An 18,807-nucleotide genomic window follows, 5' to 3' on the forward strand; every position below is an offset into this window, starting at 1 on the left:
ACGAGCGGCGGAGCCGGCTGCCCCGACCGGCTCCGCCCTCCCTGCCGCGCCCCTCCATGGTTTGCAGCCGGAATTACACAGAAAGGACGGTCCCGGTACCCGCCGAGCACGGCCTCCAAACGTTGACTTCTCCTCAATTCATCCGCCACGTATGCCTTAAGGCTGCCTTAGGACATGCGTAGAACATGGACACACGGCGGTTGTATTGGAATTCTCAATCGGGGAAGAAGAAGTTTGATGAATGGCGTTGCTTTTGACAACGAAGTCAGCAGGCAGGAACTCGCCAGTTTCTTACGGACTCGACGCGAAAGCCTCAGCCCGGCGGACGTCGACCTCCCGAACGGACCCAGGCGGCGCACACCCGGCCTGCGCCGGGAGGAAGTCGCGGCACTCGCGGGGCTGAGCCTCACCTGGTACACGCTGCTCGAACAGGGAAGGAACGTTTCTCCTTCCTCCAAGGTCCTGGACAGCCTGGCCGGTGCGCTCAATCTGGCCGAACACGAGCGCGAGTACATCCACCAGCTCGTCCACAGCAGGACCTTTCCCCAGCGCATCGAAAGGCGGCACGCCCCCACCGAGGCCGCGCTGCAGCAGGTGGCCGACTCGCTGAGCCCCAACCCCGCCTACATCGTCAACAAGGTGGGTGACGTCCTCGGCTGGAACGAGGCCACCGCCGAGTGGTACACGGATTTCGGGCGCATGCCGGAGACCCGCCGGAACCTGCTCTGGTGGCTGTTCACCACGCCCGAGGCGAGGGTGCGACTGGCCGACTGGCGGCGCGACGCCCGGGACCAGGTGGGCCGGCTGCGCGCGGTGTCGGCCGGCCACCCCGGCCGCAGCTACGTCAGCGAGATGGTCGAGGACCTCAGGCAGGTGAGCGCCGACTTCCGGACCTGGTGGGACGAGTACCGGGTGCTCAACACGGGGCCGCAGTTCCGGCGGCTGCGCCACCCGAGGCGCGGCACGGTCCCGATGCGACTGGTCATCCTCGCCGACGGCATGCATCCGTCGCTGGAGGTCGTCTACCACCTGCCGCAGCTGTCCGGCCGCTGAGCGGCGACGAGCACGGGCAGCGGCGGGCCGGAAGGGAGACGGGCGGAACAGGGACGGACCGGAGCACGGCAACCCGTTACGGGGACGGACCGGAGCAGGGCAACCCGGGACGGAGACGAGCCGGGGCCGGGGAGCGGACTCCCCGGCCCCGGCGGACGGGAACGGCTCAGCGGGCGCCGACAAGAGAGCGCGGGCTGATGACGTGGTCGATCAGGCCGAACTCCAGGGCCTGCTCGGCGGTGAGGACGTTGTCCCGCTCGACGTCCTCGCGGATCTGGGGCAGGTCCCGCCGGGTGTGCGCGGCGAGCATGCCCTCCACCAGCTCGCGCTGGCGCTGCACCTCGCCGGCCTGGATCACCAGGTCGGAGATCTGGCCCTGCGTGCCGTGGCTGTGCGGCTGCTGCAGGGTGATCCGGGCGCTGGGCAGGGCGGTGCGCTTGCCGGGCGTACCGGTGGCCAGGATCACGGCGGCCACCGAACTGGCCTGCCCGAGGCAGACGGTCTGGATGTCGGGCTTGACGAACTGCATGGTGTCGTAGACGGCGGTGAGCGCCGTCAGCGACCCGCCGGGCGAGTTGATGTACAGGGAGATGTCCCGGTCGGGGTCGATGGACTCCAGGCATAACAGCTGGGCCATGACGTCGTTCGCCACGACGTCGTCGACCTCCTGGCCGAGGAAGATGATGCGCTCCTCGAAGAGCTTGGCGTACGGGTCGTACTCCCTGGTGCCCTGCGACGTGCGCTCGATGAAGCGCGGCACGATGTAGCGGCTCTGCGGGAGCATGGCGCCGGAGCCTGCCGGACCGGGTGCCGGGGAAGAGGTGGGCGTGCTCATGGGCGGGGTCCTCCGGGTGGGATGGGTGCTGGATCCGCCGGGAGGCGGGAGAGGGTCAGCGGGGCAGGACCGCGCCCACGCCGGGGGCGTCGGACGTCGCCTGGATGACCTCGTCGATCAGGCCGTAGTCCTTGGCCTCCTGGGCGGTGAACCAGCGGTCGCGGTCCGAGTCGCGGGTGATCGTCTCGGTGGTCTGCCCGGAGTGCTGGGCGATGAGCTCGGCCATCTCCAGCTTGGTGCGCTTGAGCTGGTCCACGTAGATCTTGATGTCCGAGGCGGAGCCGGCGAATCCGGCCGAGGGCTGGTGCATCAGGATCTTGGTGTGCGGCAGCGCGAAGCGCTTGCCGGGCGTGCCCGCGGTGAGCAGGAACTGGCCCATGGAGGCGCAGAACCCCATGGCGATGGTGACGACGTCGTTCTTGATGTACTGCATCGTGTCGTACACGGCCATTCCCGCGGTGACCGAGCCGCCGGGGGAATTGATGTACAGATAGATGTCACGGGTCGGGTCCGTGGCGAGCATCAGCAGCTGAGCGGTGATGCGGTTCGCGATTTCGTCGTCGACTTCCTTTCCGAGGAAGACGATCCGGTCGTTCAGAAGCCGGTTGTAGACGGCGTCACCGCCGTGGCTGTCACCGGGTCCTTCGAGGCCGTAAGGCGGCATCCGGTGTGACGCGAGCGGGAACTGCTGAGCGCCCATCTGATTTCACTCCTCTTTCCTTGCGAGGCCCCGGTCCGGCCGGGCTCCGTCCGTTCGGTCAGCGAAGCGGGAGTGAACACCCCCACCCTCACATATGGCGAAGCTAACACGCGCTCAAGCCGGTGGCGCCGTGGCTGCCGATTCGTTCGCTGAGAGCGGAGACAGTCCCCGGTTGTGAGTTCCGAATGGCTTGAAAGGGTGTCTGTTTGCGCTTGCGACAGGGCTGGTGGCCACAGGTCACCGGCCGAGGTCCCACCGAGAACGGTGCATACCGAAAGAATGGGAAAACAAATTCGGCCAGGTCCGGTGCGGCCCGCTCACCATGGCGCCGGCTCGACGATCACTAGAATCCGGCCACATGACGACGGTGACCACGCGGACGATCGCGTACCCGGCGGACGGCCTGACGATGGTCGGGCACCTCGCGCTCCCCGCCGGCGCCGACCGCAGGCCCGCGGTCCTGGTCGGACCGGAGGGGCCGGGGCTCAACGACTTCCAGCGCCGCCGGGCCGACGCCCTCGCAGAGCTGGGGTACGTGGCGCTCGCCTTCGACATCAACGGCGGGCGCTGGTACACCGACCCCGAGGAGATGCTGGCGCGCGTGCTGCCCCTGCTCGCCGACCCCGACCGGATGCGGGCCATCGGCCACGCGGCGCTCGACGTGCTGCGCGCCGAGCCGCGCACCGATCCCGACCGCATCGCCGCCGTCGGCTACGGCACCGGGGGCGCCATCGCGCTGGAACTCGGGCGCGACGGCGTCGACCTGCGCGCGATCGGGACGGTCAACGGCCTGACCACGGGCAGACCGGGCGAGGCCGCACGCATTCGCTGCCCGGTCTGGGCCGGCGTCGGATCCGCGGACCCGATCATGCCGTCCGCGCAACGGGAAGCGTTCACCGCGGAGATAGAGGCCGCCGGCGTCGACTGGCGGCTCGTGGTCTACGGCGGCGCCCTGCACGCCTTCCACCACCCGCCCGTCGACCAGGCCGTGGTCCCCGGCGTCGGGTACCACCCACGGCACGCGCGGCGGGCCTGGCGCGACGTCGTCGACCTGCTCGCCGAGTGCGTGCCCCTGACGGAGTGCCCGCCCGTGACCGAGCGGCCGCTCGTGCCGGAGTGAGCGGGGATCCGGAGTGATCGGGGATCCCGTCGGCGACCGCGGTCCCGGCTCCTGCCGGGACCGCCGCGCCGTCCTAAGGTGGGCCGATGCACGCTCAGCGAATTGACCGGCCGGCCGATCTCGACGTCGTACGCGAGTCCTACGACCGGGTGGCCGACAACTACGCCGACATGGTCGTGACCACGGGAATCGGCGACATCCGCCGCCATCCCTGGCTCAAGGCGTCGATCGACGCCTTCGCCGACAGCGTGGGCGGCCTCGGCCCCGTCCTCGACGTCGGCTGCGGCCCCGGCACGGTGACCGCCTACCTCGACGAACGCGGTCTCGACGTGTCCGGGGTGGACCTGTCCCCCCGCATGATCGAGAACGCACGCCGCCTTCATCCGCAGTGCCGCTTCGACGTCGCCTCCGCCACCGACCTCGAGCTCGGGGAGGCGTCCCTCGGCGGCGTGCTCGGCTGGTGGTCGCTGTTCAACCTGCCCCGTGACGTGCTTCCCCAGGTCCTCGCCTCGTTCTCGCGCGCGTTGAAGCCCGGCGGGTTCCTCATCGCCGCGACCCACGTCGGCGACGGCGACCTGCTGCGCACCGAGGCCTACGGAGGCGTACCCGTCCGCTGGACGACGCACCGATGGCAGCCGGAACAGCTCGTGGACCTGATCGAACGGGCCGGACTGCACACGGTGGCCGAACTCCGGATCCCGGCGGACGAGCACACCGGGCCGGGCGTGGTCGTCATGGCCGGAAAGGAGGTCTGAGATCCCGGTCCCTCCGGCGGCCCGGCGGAAGTGGTAGTCGGACTACCACCATGGCGACGTTCTGGTTACGCGCGCTCCCGCCGTGAAGGGTGATCCCCGAACAGCTGTCAGTTCGAGGGAGCTTCCATGCAGGAACGCCTTGCCGTCGTCACCGGGGGGACCAAGGGAATCGGGGTGAGCCTCAGCCGGCGGCTGGTGGCGACGGGCCACCGGGTCGTCGCCCTCTACCGGAGCGACCAGGAGTCCGCCGACCTCGCCGCGAAGGAACTGGGCGACGGTTTCACGGCGTTACGGGCCGACGTGGCCGACGCCGACGACGTCGCCCGGGTGACCAGGCTCGTCCTGGCGGACCACGGGACCCCGGCCGTGCTCGTCAACAACGCGGGCCGCAACATCGACGGGCCCTTCCTCGACATGACCGTCCCGGACTGGGACCAGGTCATCGCGGCGAACCTGTCCGGCCCCTTCTACATGACCAGGGCCCTGGCCCCGGCCATGCTCGAGGCCGGCGGCGGATCCGTGATCAACGTGGCCGCCACCACCGGCATCCGGCCGCGGCTCAACGGCGCCAACTACTGCGCCAGCAAGGCCGGTCTGCTCCACCTCACCAAGTGCCTGGCGCTGGAGCTCGCCCCGGCCGTCCGCGTCAACGCGCTGATCCCCGGAATGATCGACACCGAGGAGATGCGCACGCGCTTCCGTACGGACGAGCCCGAGCACCTGGACCGGCTGCTCGCCGAGATCCCCCAGGGCCGGATCGGCAGTCCGGAGGAGATGGCCGACGCGCTGGAGTTCCTGGTGGGCCCGAAGGCCGCCTACATCACGGGCCAGAAGTTCATCGTCGACGGCGGCCAGTTCATGTGGTAGCGGCGCACCCGTCGCGAACCCCCGAGGTCCCCCACCCCCAGGACCTCACCCCTCACGGACAAGCGAAAGGGAACACCCCCATGCAGTCGCGCATCGATCGGTACGAGGAGTTTCTGACCAAGCAGTACCGGGACGGCTTCCGCAAGCCGGACGAGTACTCGATCGCCGAGATCACCCCCGCCCTCCGGGACCGGATGAAGAACGGTCACTTCAAGCGGGTCGTCTTCACCGGCATGGGCTGCTCGGCCATCGTCTCCGACGTCGTGCGGGCCTTCTTCACCTCCGTCGACACCGAGCTCGAGTTCCACGTCTTCAACGACTACGACTTCCGCTACCTCATACCGGAGTCCGTCATCGAGGACGAGCGCACCCTCGTCATCCTCAGCTCCTACAGCGGCCACTCCAACGAGCCGCTGCACGTCTTCCACCGGCTCGCGCACGCCCACGACCGGGTACTGCTGCTCACCTCGGGCGGCAAGCTGGGAGACCTGGGCAAGGAGCACGGAGTCTCCATCGCCCGCTGGCAGCTCAGCGAGCCGGACCGCGAGTACCCGCTGTTCCACGTCGGGCAGTACTTCGCGATCCTCCTCGACATGTTCTACGAACTGGGCCTGATCTCGCAGGACTTCCGCGCCGAGGTGGCGGCGCTCCCCGACCACCTGGCGAGCGACTTCACCCCGGCCCACCGCGAGCTGGCCCGCGCCGCCGCGGCGCGCAGCGAGAACGCCAACGTCATCATGGTGGCCTCCCCCAAGTGGCACGAGAGCCTGCTGAAGCTGGCCAAGATGCACCTCAACGAGATCGCGATGGTCCCGGCCACGCGGAACTACTTCCACGAGTTCTGCCACAGCGAGGTCGCGACCCTCTCCGACCCCTCGCGCAAGCACAGCGTGCTGATCCTCCAGGACGACGAGGACGACGCGTACACGAAGGAGAAGATGGCGAACCTGATCGGCCTGCTGACCAGCGACCTGCCGCAGAACCGCAACATCGAGGTGACCGCGGTCCCGCTGGACCAGCCCACCTTCATGCGGAAGTACTTCACCGCGCTCGAACTGATCCAGTACCTGACGCTGGACCTGGGCCGGGTGTACGACACCGCGTCGCGCAACCTGATCTCCGAGGCCGCCGGCAACCCCTGGTACCACGGGGACACCATCCGCGCGGAACTGGCCCGGGACTAGGACGGAGGCCCCGGACACCGTGCGCGAGCCCGACCGCCCGCCGGCCCCGGTCCGTGACCGGGCCGACCGTATACAGCACTTCCGGCCCTCGGTCTTCAGCGAGATGAGGGAACTGGCCGTCCGTACCGGGGCCGTCGACGTGGGACAGGGAGCGCCCGCCATGGCCGCTCCCGCCGGCCTGACGGCCGCGGTCACCGCGGCCGTGGAGCAGGGACTCAACCAGTACTCCCCGGCGGCCGGGCTCCCCGAGCTCCGTGAGGCCGTGGCCTCCTACCGGCGGCGCACCACCGGTGTCCGGTACCGGCCGGACACCGAGGTGGTCGTCACCGCCGGCGCCACCGAGGCGCTGTCCGCCGCGATGCTCGCCTTCTGCGACCCGGGGGACGAGGTCCTCACCTTCGACCCCTGCTACGACGCCTACTCGGCCTGCGCCGACCTGGCCGGCGCCCGGCTGGTGACCGTACCCCTGGCCGCGGCGGACGAGGGCTTCGTCCTGGACGAGGCCGCCCTGCGGGCCGGCTTCGGGCCGCGCACCCGGGTACTGCTCCTCAACACCCCGCACAACCCGACCGGAAAGGTGTTCACCGACGAGGAACTCGCCGTCGTCGCCGGCCTGTGCAGGGAGCACGGGGTGGTCGTCGTCGCCGACGAGGTCTACGAGCACCTGACCTACGACGGCCGGCGCCACCGCACCATCGCCGCGCTGCCCGGCATGCGGGAGCGCACCCTCGTCGTCTCCGGGGCGGGCAAGACGTTCAACGTCACCGGCTGGCGGATCGGCTGGGCCTGCGGGCCGGCCCCGCTGGTGGACGCCCTCCTCTCCGTCAAGCAGTTCGTCACCTTCGCCGCCGGCACGCCCTTCCAGGCCGCGGTGGCCGGGGCGCTGTGGGACGTCGAGGAGTGGGCCGGCGAACTCCGCGAGGAACTGTCCTGCCGCCGCGACCTGCTGAGGAACGGCCTCGAGGCGGCGGGGCTGCCCGCCTTCCCCGGCGAGGGCGGCTACTTCGTCCTGGCGGACGTGCGGGGCTGGGGCTACACCGACGACGTGGAGTTCTGCCGCGACCTTCCGGTGCGCGCCGGAGTGGTGGCGATCCCCTGCTCCGCCTTCCACCGGCGGGCCGACGCGCCCCGGTGGCTGGCCCGCTTCGCGTTCTGCAAGTCCGCGGAGGCCGTCGCCGAGGCGGTGGCGCGCCTCGGGGCGGCGGCGAAGGAGGGCGCGGGGGCGAGGTCCACGGGCGCCGCGGAGCGGTCCTCCTGACACTCGAAAAAAAATCTTCGCCGGAGGCGAATCCTTTCCGGACCTCCCCTCCTCCTATGTGTGTACCGGCCGAACGGGCCGGCCGAACCGGGAGGAAACACCAATGATCACTGCGCTCATCGTCGTCGGAGTCCTGGCTGTGGGCGCTTGCAGCTGGCACCTGCTGCGCCGCTTCAAGAAGAGCCGCGCCTGACCCGCGCCCTGCGCGCGGGGCGCCTTCCGGGTATGAGTTAGCACATGAATCCACGCTTCCAATGGCCGGACGATCGCTTGATCAAGGCCGCGCAGGACGGTGACGTCTCGTCGCTCACCACCGTCGTCATGGAGTCGCAGCCTCATGTGCGCAAGTTCGCCATCTCGCTGTGCGCCTCGCCGCAGGACGCGGAGGACGCGGCACAGGAGGCGTTGATCATCCTCTACAGGAAGATCGGCACCTTGCGGGCCACCGGCGCGCTTGCCTCATGGATGTTCCGGATCGTGCGCAACGAATGCCTCCGGCAGGTACGGCTGCTCGTCTCGCGGAGCGACGAGACGTCGGCCGAGCCGGAGGTCTGCGCGGAACCGTCCGCCGAGGACGCGGTGCTGCACCGGCTGGAGGTGGAGCGGATCGCCGCGGCGGTCAGCGCCCTTCCGCGTGACCAGCGACAGGTCCTGATCATGCGTGACATCCAGGGCCTGCCCGGCAAGACCGTCGCCCATGCGCTCGGTCTGAGCACCGCCGCGATGAAGTCGCGGCTGCACCGGGCCCGCGCCACGCTGCGCCAGTCACTCACCGCGACCGAACAACCACTCGACCAAGCCGCCGATCGGGCGTCGGACGACGCCGTCGGCCAACAAGTCGGAGGAGAACCACGACCGTGAACACCGTGAAGACCGCTCCCACGCAGCTCCAGGTCACCACGCCCGCGAAGCCCGCGGCGCCCAACTTCGCCAGCAAGTCCGTCCCGCGCCACCTGGCGCGCGGTGTCATCGGCTTCGGGCTGATCATCGGCTCGATCGCCATGGTGCCGGTCGCCGGCCCGGCTGTCCTGCTGGCGGCCCCGCTGTCCCTGATCGCCTTCAAGGGCTGCCCCACCTGCTGGATGGTCGGCCTCGCGCAGACGATCTCCCGCGGCCGCCTCGAGCGCCAGTGCGTCGACGGCGTCTGCACCATCACCAAGGCCAACCCGGCGGCGAAGGCCGGCGAGGGCCACACCGCCGACACCAAGGTGCCGGCCGCTTCCCGGTGACCGGTCCACGGCCTGCGCCGTGGACCGCCCGCCGGAGAACACCCGTCCCGTCGGCATCAACCCCTTGCGGGGACGCGCCGTTTACGCATCGTTGACGGGATGGTTACGAGAATCACCGACACTCCCCCCGGCTGTCCGGAATGCCTATTTCCGCAGGCCGACTCCATGCCGTGGCCATTGGTTTACGGAGCGCCGACTCGGTGCTAGGGTCCGAATTGAATCTGGCTGGACCGCCGAGTCGGCCGCGCCGTTCAACGTGCTTCACGGGGGGAGCAAGAACACCATGATCCGCCATGCCCGAATACCGGCGGCAGCACCAACACCTGATGGTATCGACGACCGGACCGTTGCCGTCGTCGGACTCTCCTGTCGCTTTCCCGGCGGGGCCAACCCCGCCGAATTCTGGGACCTCCTCAAGAACGGCCGCGACGCCATAGCGGAACCGCCCGCGGATCGTGCGCATCTCGCCACTTTACCGGACGGCTCGCCGCGCCCCGGCGGCTTTCTCCCGCGTGTCGACGCCTTCGACGCCGAGTTCTTCGGCATATCGCCGCGGGAAGCCGCCGCGATGGACCCGCAGCAGCGGCTCGTCCTCGAACTGGCCTGGGAGGCGCTCGAAGACGCCCGCATCGTGCCGGCCGCGCTCGCCGGCACCAGCACCGGCGTCTTCGTCGGCGCGATCGCCGACGACTACGCGGCCCTGACCCACGCGGCCGGACCCGACGCCACCTCCGCGCACACGGTCACCGGCCTGCACCGCGGCATCATCGCCAACCGGGTCTCCTACGCCCTCGACCTGCGGGGCCCCAGCATGGTGGTCGACACCGCGCAGTCATCGGCGCTGGTCGCGGTGCATCTGGCCTGCGAGAGCCTGCGCCGTGGCGAGTCCGTCGTGGCACTGGCCGGCGGGGTCAACCTGAACCTCGCCCCCGAGAGCACCCACGCCCTGGAAGCCTTCGGCAGCCTCTCGCCCGACGGGCGATGTCACGCTCTCGACTCCCGTGCCAACGGGTACGTACGCGGCGAGGGCGGCGGGGTGGTGGCGCTGAAGCTGCTCCGCCAGGCCGTCGCCGACGGGGACCGCGTCCTCTGTCTCCTGCACGGCGGCGCCGTCGGCAGCGACGGCGCGAGCGACACCCTCCCCACACCCAGCGGGAAAGCGCAGGAACGCGTCATCCGAGACGCGTGGGAAGACGCGCGAATTCCACTGGAACAAGCTCAGTACGTCGAAATCCACGGGTCGGGCACCCGGGTCGGTGATCCCATCGAAGCCTCTGCTCTGGGCGCCGTTTTCGCCTCGTCCCGCACTCCGGACAATCCACTCCGCCTCGGTTCCGTCAAGACGAACATCGGTCACCTCGAAGGCGCCTCCGGTATAGCGGGACTCGTCAAGACCATTCTCTGCCTCAAAGAGCGGGAACTCGTCCCGACCCTGAATTACCGCGCTCCTAATCCGCAGATTCCCTTTGAGGATCTACGGATCACCGCCATCACCGAGAACAGGCCATGGCTCGATTCCGACGGTCCGCTTGTGGCGGGTGTGACGTCGGTCGGAATGGGCGGAACCAACTGCCATCTGGTACTCGGCGAGTGGGCCGGAACTCCGGTTACCGCCGGAAACGATCAGGAATCGCGCGAGGAATCGGCAACCGGTGAATCCGTCGCCTGGGTGCTGTCCGGACGCGGCGAGAAGGCCCTGCGCGCCCAGGCGGGGCGACTGCGCGAGCACCTCGCCGCCCACGAGGACCTCGGCGCCGCCGAGGTCGCCCGGGCCCTCGCCCACGACCGCACCGCCTTCGGCCACCGGGCCGTACTGGTCGGCTCCGACCGGAGCGAGCTGCTGGCCGCCCTCGACGCCGTCGCCGACGCCAAGGTCACCCAGTCCGCCGTCCAGGGCAGCAGCCACCGGAACACCCGCGAAGCGGTGTTCGTCTTCCCCGGCCAGGGCTCCCAGTGGGCCGGCATGGCCGCCGGACTCCTCGACAGCGCCCCCGTCTTCGCGAAGGTCATCGAGGACTGCGAGCGCGCGCTCCGCCCGTACCGCGACTGGTCGCTCACCGACGTGCTGCGCGGCCGCCCGGGCGCGCCCGCCCTCGACCGCGACGACGTCGTGCAGCCCGCCCTGTGGGCCGTCATGGTCGGGCTCGCCGCGCTGTGGCGGGCGGCGGGCGTCGAACCCGCCGCGGTCGTCGGCCACTCCCAGGGCGAGATCGCCGCCGCCACCGTCAGCGGCGCCCTCACCCTGGACGACGCGGCCCGGCTCGTCGCCGTGCGGAGCGCCGCCCTCGGCGAACTGGCCGGACGCGGCGGCGGCATGCTCACCGTGTCGCTGCCCGCCGACCGGGTGCGCGCCGACCTCGCCGCGTACCCGCAGCTGAGCGTCGCCGCCGTCAACTCCCCCGGCATGACCGTGGTGGCCGGTGACGGGGACGCCCTGGACGCGTTCGCCGCGCAGTACGGCGAGGACGTCCGCACCCGGCGCGTCCCGGTCGCCTACGCCTCGCACAGCCCGCACGTCGACGCCGTGCGCGACACCCTCCCGGCCGCGCTCGCCGGGATCGCGCCGCGCGCCGTAAGCGTGCCCCTGCACTCCACGGTGACCGGCACCGCACTGGACGGCTCCGAGCTCGACGTCGACTACTGGTACCGCAACCTGCGGGAACCCGTGGGGTTCGAGCCCGCCGTACGGGCCCTGCTCGAAGCGGGCCACGAGCTGTTCATCGAGATGAGCCCGCACCCGGTGCTCGCGCTCGCCGTCCAGCAGACCGCGGAGGCCGCGGACCTGCCGGTGACGGCGCTCGGCACCCTGCGCCGCGAGGAGGGCGGTCCGCAGCGGCTGCTGCTCGCGTTCGGCGAGGCGTTCTGCCACGGCGCGGAGGTGGACTGGTCCGCCGTCCTGCCCGCCGGCACCACGCACGCCGACCTCCCGACGTACGCCTTCCAGCGGCGCCGCCACTGGATCACCGGAAAGCCCGGCGGCGCAACGGCCCCGACGGCGCGCGCCACGGCGCTGCCGGACCTGACCGTGGACGCAACGGACGGCGCGGACGACGCGTACGCCGACGAGGCCGGGGCGCACGGCCCGCTGACCGGACCGGCCGCCCTGGAACTCGTGCGGGCGCACACCGCCGCCGTCCTCGGCTACGAGTCCGCCGCCGAGATCGAGCCGCGGCGGACGTTCAAGGAGCTGGGCATCGACTCGGCGACCGTGGTCGAGCTGCGCAACCGGCTCGTCACCGCCACCGGGCGCAGGCTCCCCACCACGGTCGTGTACGACCACCCCAGCCCCGCCCGGCTGGCCTCGCTTCTCGCCGACGCGCGGAGCGACGAGGCGGCGCCCGAGGCCGGTCCCGACCAGGACGACCCGATCGTGATCGTCGGCATCGGCTGCCGCTTCCCGGGCGGGGTGGACTCGCCCGAGGCGCTGTGGCAGGTCGTCGCGCAGCAGCGTGACGTGATCTCCGGCTTCCCGGCCGACCGCGGCTGGGACCTCGACGGCCTGTACCACCCGGATCCCGCCCACGTGGGCACCACGTACGTGCGCAACGGCGGATTCCTCGAAGGCGCCGCGGAGTTCGACGCCGAGCTGTTCGGGATCTCGCCGCGCGAGGCGCTGGCGATGGACCCGCAGCAGCGCGCCTTCCTCGAGGTGTCGTGGGAGGCCCTGGAGCGGGCCGGCATCGCCCCGGACTCCCTGCGCGGCACGCAGACCGGTGTGTTCGCCGGTGTCATGGCGCAGGAGTACGGGCCGCGGCTGGGCGAGGCGGGTGCGGGTGCCGCCGGGTTCGGCCTGACGGGTACCACGTCGAGCGTCGCGTCGGGCCGCGTGGCCTACACGCTCGGCCTCCAGGGCCCGGCCCTGACCGTGGACACGGCGTGCTCGTCGTCCCTCGTCGCGCTGCACCTCGCGGTCCGCGCGCTGCGCTCCGGCGAGTGCTCGCTGGCCCTGGCCGGCGGCGTGACCGTCATGTCGACGCCGGGCATCTTCGTCGAGTTCTCGCGTCAGCGCGGACTGGCGACTGACGGCCGCTGCAAGTCGTTCTCGGCCGACGCGGACGGAACGGCGTGGGCCGAAGGCGTCGGCGTGCTCGTCGTCGAGCGCCTGTCGGACGCCCGGCGCCGCGGCCACCAAGTCCTGGCCGTCGTCGCCGGCTCGGCCGTGAACCAGGACGGCGCGTCCAACGGGCTCACCGCGCCCAGCGGCCCCGCCCAGGAGCGCGTCATCCGCGCCGCCGTCGAAGACGCCGGTCTGACCTTCTCGGCCGTCGACGCCGTCGAGGCGCACGGTACGGGCACGGTGCTCGGCGACCCGATCGAGGCACAGGCCCTCCTCGCCACCTACGGCAGCCGGCGCGACGGCGGCGAACCGCTGCGGCTCGGCTCCCTCAAGTCCAACCTGGGCCACGCCCAGGCCGCCGCCGGCGTCGGCGCCGTCATCAAGATGGTCATGGCGCTGCGCAACGGCGAACTGCCCGCCACGCTCAACGTCACCAAGCCCAGCGAGCTGATCGACTGGGAGTCGGGCGGCGTGGAACTCCTCACGGAGCGGCGTCCGTGGCCCGCCAAGGACGACAGGATCCGCCGCGCAGGCGTCTCCTCCTTCGGCATCAGCGGCACCAACGCCCACGTCATCCTCGCCGAAGCCCCCGACGACACGGACTCGCCCGAGGACACGGCAGAAGCACCGCTCGACGGCGCGACCCCGCTGTGGGTGCTGTCCGGCCGCACCGAGCCGGCGCTGCGCGCCCAGGCCACGGCACTCGTCGAGGCCCTCGACGAGCTCGGCGACGTGCCGGCCCGTGACCTCGGCCGCGCCCTGGCCACCACCCGTACCGCCCTGGACCACCGCGCGGCGATCACCGCCGAGGACCGCGCCGAGGCCGTCGCGGCGCTGACCGCACTCGGCCGCGGCGAGCCGCACTCCGCCCTGGCCCTCGGCACGGCCCGCCCCGACGACGGGCTCGCCTACCTGTTCACCGGACAGGGCAGCCAGCGCCTCGGCATGGGCAGCGAGTTGTACGCGTCCGAGCCGGTCTTCGCCGCCGCCCTCGACGCGGTGTGCGCCGAACTCGACGCCTGCCGCGGCTCCGTACCCGGTACGCCGCCGATCCTCGACGTGATGTTCCACGACGCGGAGGCGCTCGACCGGACCGAGAACACCCAGTGCGCGCTCTTCGCGCTGCAGGTCGCGCTGTTCCGGCTCCTGGAGCACCGGGGCCTGGCGCCGGACGCCGTACTCGGCCACTCCATCGGCGAGTTCGCCGCCGCGCACGTCGCCGGGATCCTCACCCTGTCCGACGCCTGCACCCTGGTCACCGCGCGCGGCCGGCTCATGCAGGCCCTGCCGGCCGGCGGTGCGATGACGGCGGTGCAGGCCTCGCAGGACGAGGTCCGGCCGCTGATCGAGGGCCGCGAGCACGAGGTGAGCATCGCCGCCGTCAACGGCCCGACGGCCGTCGTCGTCTCCGGCGACGTCGAGGCCGTGGAACGGGTCGCCGCCGTCTTCGCCGAGGCCGGCCGCAAGACGCGCCGCCTGGTCGTCAGCCACGCCTTCCACTCGCACCGCATGGACGGGATGCTCGACGCGTTCGCCGCCGTCACCGCGGGAGTCCGCTACGCGGAGCCGCGCATCCCCATGGTCTCCACCGTCACCGGGCGGCCGATCGAGGTCACCGCCGACTACTGGATCCGGCAGGTGCGCCAGGAAGTCCGGATGTCCGACGGCCTGGCCGCCCTCCACGAGCTCGGGATGCGGACCTTCCTCGAACTCGGCCCGGACGGCGTGCTGTCGGCGCTGGGCCAGGACTGCCTGGACGACGACGCGCTGGCCTTCGTGCCGGTGCTGCGCCGCAACAGGCCCGAGGGCCGCACCCTGGCCGCCGCGCTCGGCGCGCTGCACGTGCGCGGCCGGAGCGCGGACTGGCAGGCCGTGTTCGGCCCGGGCCGGACGCCCGTCCTGCCCACGTACGCCTTCCAGCGGGAGCGCTACTGGCTGACCGCGCAGGGCACCGAGGGCCCGGCCGGCCACCCGATGCTCGGCCCCGCCGTCGAGCTCGCCGAGTCCGGAAAGACCGTGCTGACCGCGCGGCTCGGCCGCCGTACGCACCCCTGGCTCGCCGACCACGCCGTGCTCGGCTCGGTCCTGCTGCCCGGCACCGCGTTCCTGGAACTCGCCGCCCGCGCGGGCTCGCGGACCGGTACGCCGCGGGTCGCCGAACTCACCCTGATCGCGCCCCTGGTGATCCCCGAGGACGGCCGCACCGAGGTACAGGTCGTCGTGGCCGCGCCCGGCGAGGACGGGCAGCGCACGCTGACCGTGCACGCCCGCGTCGAGACGGCGGACGGCGCCACCGAGCCGTGGACGCTGCACGCCACCGGCGCGCTCGCCCCGCACGACGGAACGCCCGCGACCGCCGCGGGGCTGCCCGTCGCCGAGGCCGAGCCGCTGGCCGTCGAGGGCTGCTACGACGGCCTCGCCGCCGCGGGCTACGCCTACGGCCCGGTCTTCCAGGGCCTGCGCGCCGCGTGGCGGCACGGGTCGGACCTGATCGCCGAGGTCGCCCTGCCGTCGTCCGTCACCGACGCCGCCTCGTACGGACTGCACCCCGCGCTGCTCGACGCGGCCCTGCACCCGATCGTCATCACCGCGCTGGACGACGGCGACCGCCGTCTGCTGCCCTTCTCGTGGCGCGGCGTGACCGTCCATCAGCCCGGCGCCCGCGCCGCCCGTGTCCTGATCGCCTCCACCGGACCGGACGCGGTGTCGCTGACGCTGCTCGACGAGTCGCACGCGGTGGTCGCCGAAGTCGAGGAACTGGTGCTGCGCCCGGTCAGCGACGAGGTGACCGTGCCGCGGTCGCTCCACCGTCTGGACTGGAAGCCGGTCGGCGCGGACCGGACGGCCGGCGCGGAGCCGGCTCCGTCGGCCGCCGCGCTCGGCGCCGCCGACCTGGGCGTCGGCCCGCGGTACGCCGACCTCACCGCCCTGGGGCAGGCCCTCGACGCGGGGCTTGCGGCCCCCGCCGTGGTCTTCGCACCGGTGACCGACCTGGGTGACCGGGCCGACCCCGCGGACGGTCCGGACGGCGGCACCCGGTCCGCCGTGCACCGCGCGCTCGCCCTGCTCCAGGCCTGGCTGGCCGACGACCGGTTCGCCGACTCACGGCTCGTTCTCGTCACCCGGGCGGCCGTGGCGACGGCACCGGACGCCGACGTGGAGCCCGAGGCCGCGGCCGTCTGGGGCCTGGCGCGCTCCGCGCAGACCGAGAACCCGGGCAGGGTCGCACTGCTCGACGCGGAGTCGGCGGCGGACTGCCTCACGGCACTGCCCGTGATCGGCGCCGAGACGCAACTCGCCGTACGGGACGGGGCTTTGCTGGCGCCCCGGATCGGCCGGGCGACGGCCGACGGCGCGCTGGTTCCGCCGGCCGGAGTGGCCGCCTGGCGGCTCTCGGTGCGCGACCGCGGCACCCTGGACCACCTGGCGCTCGAACCCTGCCCGGAGTCCGAGGCACCGCTCGGCGACGGCGAGGTGCGCATCGCCGTACGCGCCGCCGGCGTCAACTTCCGCGACGTCCTGAACACCCTCGGCCTCTACCCCGGCGACCCCGGTCTCCTCGGCCTCGAAGGGGCCGGCGTGGTCACCGAGGTCGGTCCCGGCGTCACCGGATTGGCCGTCGGCGACCGGGTCATGGGCCTGCTCTCCGGGGCGTTCGGCCCGGTGGCCGTCGCCGACCACCGACGGGTCGCCGTCATGCCCGCCGACTGGACGTACGCCCAGGCGGCGTCCGCGCCCATCGTGTTCCTGACCGCCTACCACGCCCTGGTCGACCTCGCCGGACTCGCGGCGGGCGAGCGCGTCCTGATCCACGCCGCCGCCGGCGGTGTCGGCATGGCCGCCGTCCAGCTGGCCCGGCACCTGGGCGCGGAGGTCTACGGCACGGCCGGCCCCGGCAAGTGGGACGCCCTGCGGGCCATGGGTCTGGACGAGGCGCATCTGGCGTCGTCCCGCACCCTGGACTTCGAGACCGCGTTCGGCGCGGCCACCGAGGGCCGCGGCATGGACGTCGTACTGAACTCCCTCGCCGGTGAGTTCGTGGACGCCTCCCTGAGGCTGCTGCCGCACGGCGGCCGCTTCGTGGAGATGGGCAAGACCGACCTGCGCGACCCGGACGTGGTCGCGGCCGATCACGCCGGGGTGGCCTACCGCTTCTTCGACCTGCTCCAGGAGCCGACCGAACGGATCGCCGAACTGCTCACGGCCGTCCTCGGGTTGCTGTCGTCGGGCGCGCTCACCCCGCTGCCGGTCAGCACCTGGGACGTCCGCCGGGCGCCGGAGGCGTTCCGCCACGTCAGCCAGGCACGGCACATCGGCAAGGTCGTCCTCACCCTGCCCGCGGCCATCGACCCGGACGGTACGGTCCTGATCACCGGCGCCACCGGCGCCCTCGGCGGTCTGGTCGCGCGGCACCTGGTCACCGAGCACGGTGCCCGCCGGCTGCTGCTCGTCAGCCGTCGTGGTCCCGACGCGCCGGGCGCGGCCGAACTCGCCGCCGAGCTCACCGGGTCGGGCGCCGAGGTCACCCTCGCCGCCTGCGACACCGGCGACCGCGACGCGCTCGCCCGGCTCCTGTCGGACGTACGGCTCACCGCCGTCGTCCACGCCGCGGGAGTGCTCGACGACGGCGTGATCACCGCGCTCACTCCCGAGCGGCTCGACACGGTGCTCGCGGCCAAGGCCACCGCGGCCCGCAACCTGCACGAACTGACCGTGGACCAGGACCTGGCGGCCTTCGTCCTCTTCTCCTCCGTCATGGGCGTCATCGGCGGTGCCGGACAGGGCAACTACGCCGCTGCCAACGCCTACCTGGACGCGCTGGCGCAGCACCGGAAGGCCCGGCGCCTGCCCGCCCTGTCCCTGGCCTGGGGCATGTGGGCGGACACCGCGGGACGGCCGGGAGCCGCCGGAATGGCGGGCTCGCTGTCCGAGGCCGACCGTGGACGGATCGCCAGGACCGGTCTCGCGCCCATCGACCGGGCGGAGGGCCTGGCCCTGCTCGACGCGGCCATGCGCACGGACGCCGCCGCGCTCGTGCCCGCGCCCTTCGACCGTGCCGCCCTCGGCGCGCTCGGAGCGCAACTGCCCGCCGTGCTCCGTGATCTGGCCCCGGCCGCACCGCGACCGGCCCAGGAAGCGCAGGCCACCGCCGCCGCTCCGGCGACGGCGACCCTGCGCGACCGGCTCGCCGTGCTGAACCCGGCCGAGCGGCAGGACCTGCTCCTCGACCTCGTCCGGGTGCAGACCGCCGCCGTGCTCGGCCGGTCCGACGCGGCCGGCGTACCCGCCGACCGGCCCTTCAAGGACATGGGCTGCGACTCGCTCACGCTCGTGGAGCTGCGCAACAGGCTGCAGACCAGTGCCGGTCTGCGGCTGCCCGCCACCTTCCTCTTCAACTATCCGACGCCGCTCGCGGTCATGGCCCACCTGCACGAGGAACTGGCCCCGGACGAGGCGGAGTCCGCCGACCCCGCCGTCCCGACGGCCGAGACGACGGCGGGCCTCGGCACCGCACCCGGACTGGTCGAACTCGACCGGCTGGAAGCGGCACTCGGCAGCCTGCCCGACGACACCCAGGACGACGTCAGGGACGAGATCGTCCAGCGCCTCCACGCGCTGGCCGCCCTCACCCTGGTGCCGGCCCAGCGGGTCCGGTCCGACGACGAACTGACCGCGCGGGTCGAGTCGGCCTCGGTCGACGAGCTCCTCGCGTTCATCGACTCCGAACTCTGATCCCGGTCCGCTCCGG

The 18,807-nt window shown here is 72.3% G+C and carries 11 protein-coding genes; 9 read left to right on the top strand and 2 right to left on the bottom strand.

The annotated features are described in order from the left end of the window. Nucleotides 1-237 precede the first annotated feature (237 nt). Nucleotides 238-1,053, top strand: a complete 816-nt coding sequence (locus tag ACFY8W_RS07240; RefSeq protein WP_391101266.1) for a helix-turn-helix domain-containing protein — start codon at nucleotides 238-240, stop codon at nucleotides 1,051-1,053. Between the two features lie 166 nt (nucleotides 1,054-1,219). On the opposite strand, the gene ACFY8W_RS07245 is transcribed toward ACFY8W_RS07240, so the two are convergent. Further along, nucleotides 1,220-1,888: an ATP-dependent Clp protease proteolytic subunit gene (locus ACFY8W_RS07245; RefSeq protein ID WP_391101268.1), complete on the bottom strand. Its 669-nt coding sequence runs from the start codon at nucleotides 1,886-1,888 to the stop codon at nucleotides 1,220-1,222. A gap of 55 nt (nucleotides 1,889-1,943) precedes the next feature. Next, nucleotides 1,944-2,552 carry an ATP-dependent Clp protease proteolytic subunit gene (locus ACFY8W_RS07250; RefSeq protein ID WP_391101773.1) on the bottom strand — a complete coding sequence of 203 codons (609 nt, stop codon included), beginning with the start codon at nucleotides 2,550-2,552 and terminating at the stop codon, nucleotides 1,944-1,946. A 394-nt stretch (nucleotides 2,553-2,946) separates the two neighbouring features. Between ACFY8W_RS07250 and ACFY8W_RS07255 the strand changes: the two genes are divergently transcribed. From ACFY8W_RS07255 to ACFY8W_RS07290, 8 genes are all read left to right on the top strand, one after another. Next, complete coding sequence (locus ACFY8W_RS07255; protein WP_391101270.1) at nucleotides 2,947-3,708, top strand: dienelactone hydrolase family protein; 762 nt, start codon at nucleotides 2,947-2,949, stop codon at nucleotides 3,706-3,708. Nucleotides 3,709-3,794: 86 nt separating this feature from the next. Further along, the gene (locus tag ACFY8W_RS07260) at nucleotides 3,795-4,463 is read left to right on the top strand and encodes a methyltransferase domain-containing protein (protein ID WP_391101272.1); all 669 of its coding nucleotides are present in this window, start codon (nucleotides 3,795-3,797) and stop codon (nucleotides 4,461-4,463) included. A gap of 126 nt (nucleotides 4,464-4,589) precedes the next feature. Beyond that, on the top strand, nucleotides 4,590-5,330 hold the full coding sequence (locus tag ACFY8W_RS07265) for a glucose 1-dehydrogenase (protein WP_391101275.1): 741 nt from the start codon (nucleotides 4,590-4,592) through the stop codon (nucleotides 5,328-5,330). Between the two features lie 80 nt (nucleotides 5,331-5,410). Further along, entirely contained in the window at nucleotides 5,411-6,514 is a 1,104-nt protein-coding gene (locus ACFY8W_RS07270) for an SIS domain-containing protein (protein WP_391101277.1), read from the top strand. A gap of 19 nt (nucleotides 6,515-6,533) precedes the next feature. Continuing rightward, nucleotides 6,534-7,772: an aminotransferase class I/II-fold pyridoxal phosphate-dependent enzyme gene (locus ACFY8W_RS07275; RefSeq protein WP_391101279.1), complete on the top strand. Its 1,239-nt coding sequence runs from the start codon at nucleotides 6,534-6,536 to the stop codon at nucleotides 7,770-7,772. Between the two features lie 237 nt (nucleotides 7,773-8,009). Beyond that, nucleotides 8,010-8,633 (top strand): sigma-70 family RNA polymerase sigma factor, encoded by a 624-nt coding sequence (locus tag ACFY8W_RS07280; RefSeq protein WP_391101281.1) that lies wholly within the window; start codon nucleotides 8,010-8,012, stop codon nucleotides 8,631-8,633. Then, complete coding sequence (locus ACFY8W_RS07285; protein WP_391101283.1) at nucleotides 8,630-9,001, top strand: hypothetical protein; 372 nt, start codon at nucleotides 8,630-8,632, stop codon at nucleotides 8,999-9,001. Before ACFY8W_RS07280 ends, ACFY8W_RS07285 begins: the two co-directional genes overlap by 4 nt. Nucleotides 9,002-9,284: 283 nt before the next feature. Beyond that, complete coding sequence (locus ACFY8W_RS07290; RefSeq protein ID WP_391101285.1) at nucleotides 9,285-18,791, top strand: SDR family NAD(P)-dependent oxidoreductase; 9,507 nt, start codon at nucleotides 9,285-9,287, stop codon at nucleotides 18,789-18,791. Nucleotides 18,792-18,807 lie beyond the last annotated feature (16 nt).

The sequence above is a fragment of the Streptomyces sp. NPDC012637 genome, assembly GCF_042954805.1.
Classification (GTDB): Bacteria; Actinomycetota; Actinomycetes; order Streptomycetales; family Streptomycetaceae; genus Streptomyces.

Coding starts and splice junctions, on each gene's coding strand:
- ACFY8W_RS07250 (WP_391101773.1), bottom strand. CDS start 2,552: ATGCCGCCTTACGGCCTCGAAGGACCCGGTGACAGCCACGGCGGTGAC.
- ACFY8W_RS07255 (WP_391101270.1), top strand. CDS start 2,947: ATGACGACGGTGACCACGCGGACGATCGCGTACCCGGCGGACGGCCTG.
- ACFY8W_RS07270 (WP_391101277.1), top strand. CDS start 5,411: ATGCAGTCGCGCATCGATCGGTACGAGGAGTTTCTGACCAAGCAGTAC.
- ACFY8W_RS07240 (WP_391101266.1), top strand. CDS start 238: ATGAATGGCGTTGCTTTTGACAACGAAGTCAGCAGGCAGGAACTCGCC.
- ACFY8W_RS07265 (WP_391101275.1), top strand. CDS start 4,590: ATGCAGGAACGCCTTGCCGTCGTCACCGGGGGGACCAAGGGAATCGGG.
- ACFY8W_RS07245 (WP_391101268.1), bottom strand. CDS start 1,888: ATGAGCACGCCCACCTCTTCCCCGGCACCCGGTCCGGCAGGCTCCGGC.
- ACFY8W_RS07280 (WP_391101281.1), top strand. CDS start 8,010: ATGAATCCACGCTTCCAATGGCCGGACGATCGCTTGATCAAGGCCGCG.
- ACFY8W_RS07260 (WP_391101272.1), top strand. CDS start 3,795: ATGCACGCTCAGCGAATTGACCGGCCGGCCGATCTCGACGTCGTACGC.
- ACFY8W_RS07290 (WP_391101285.1), top strand. CDS start 9,285: ATGATCCGCCATGCCCGAATACCGGCGGCAGCACCAACACCTGATGGT.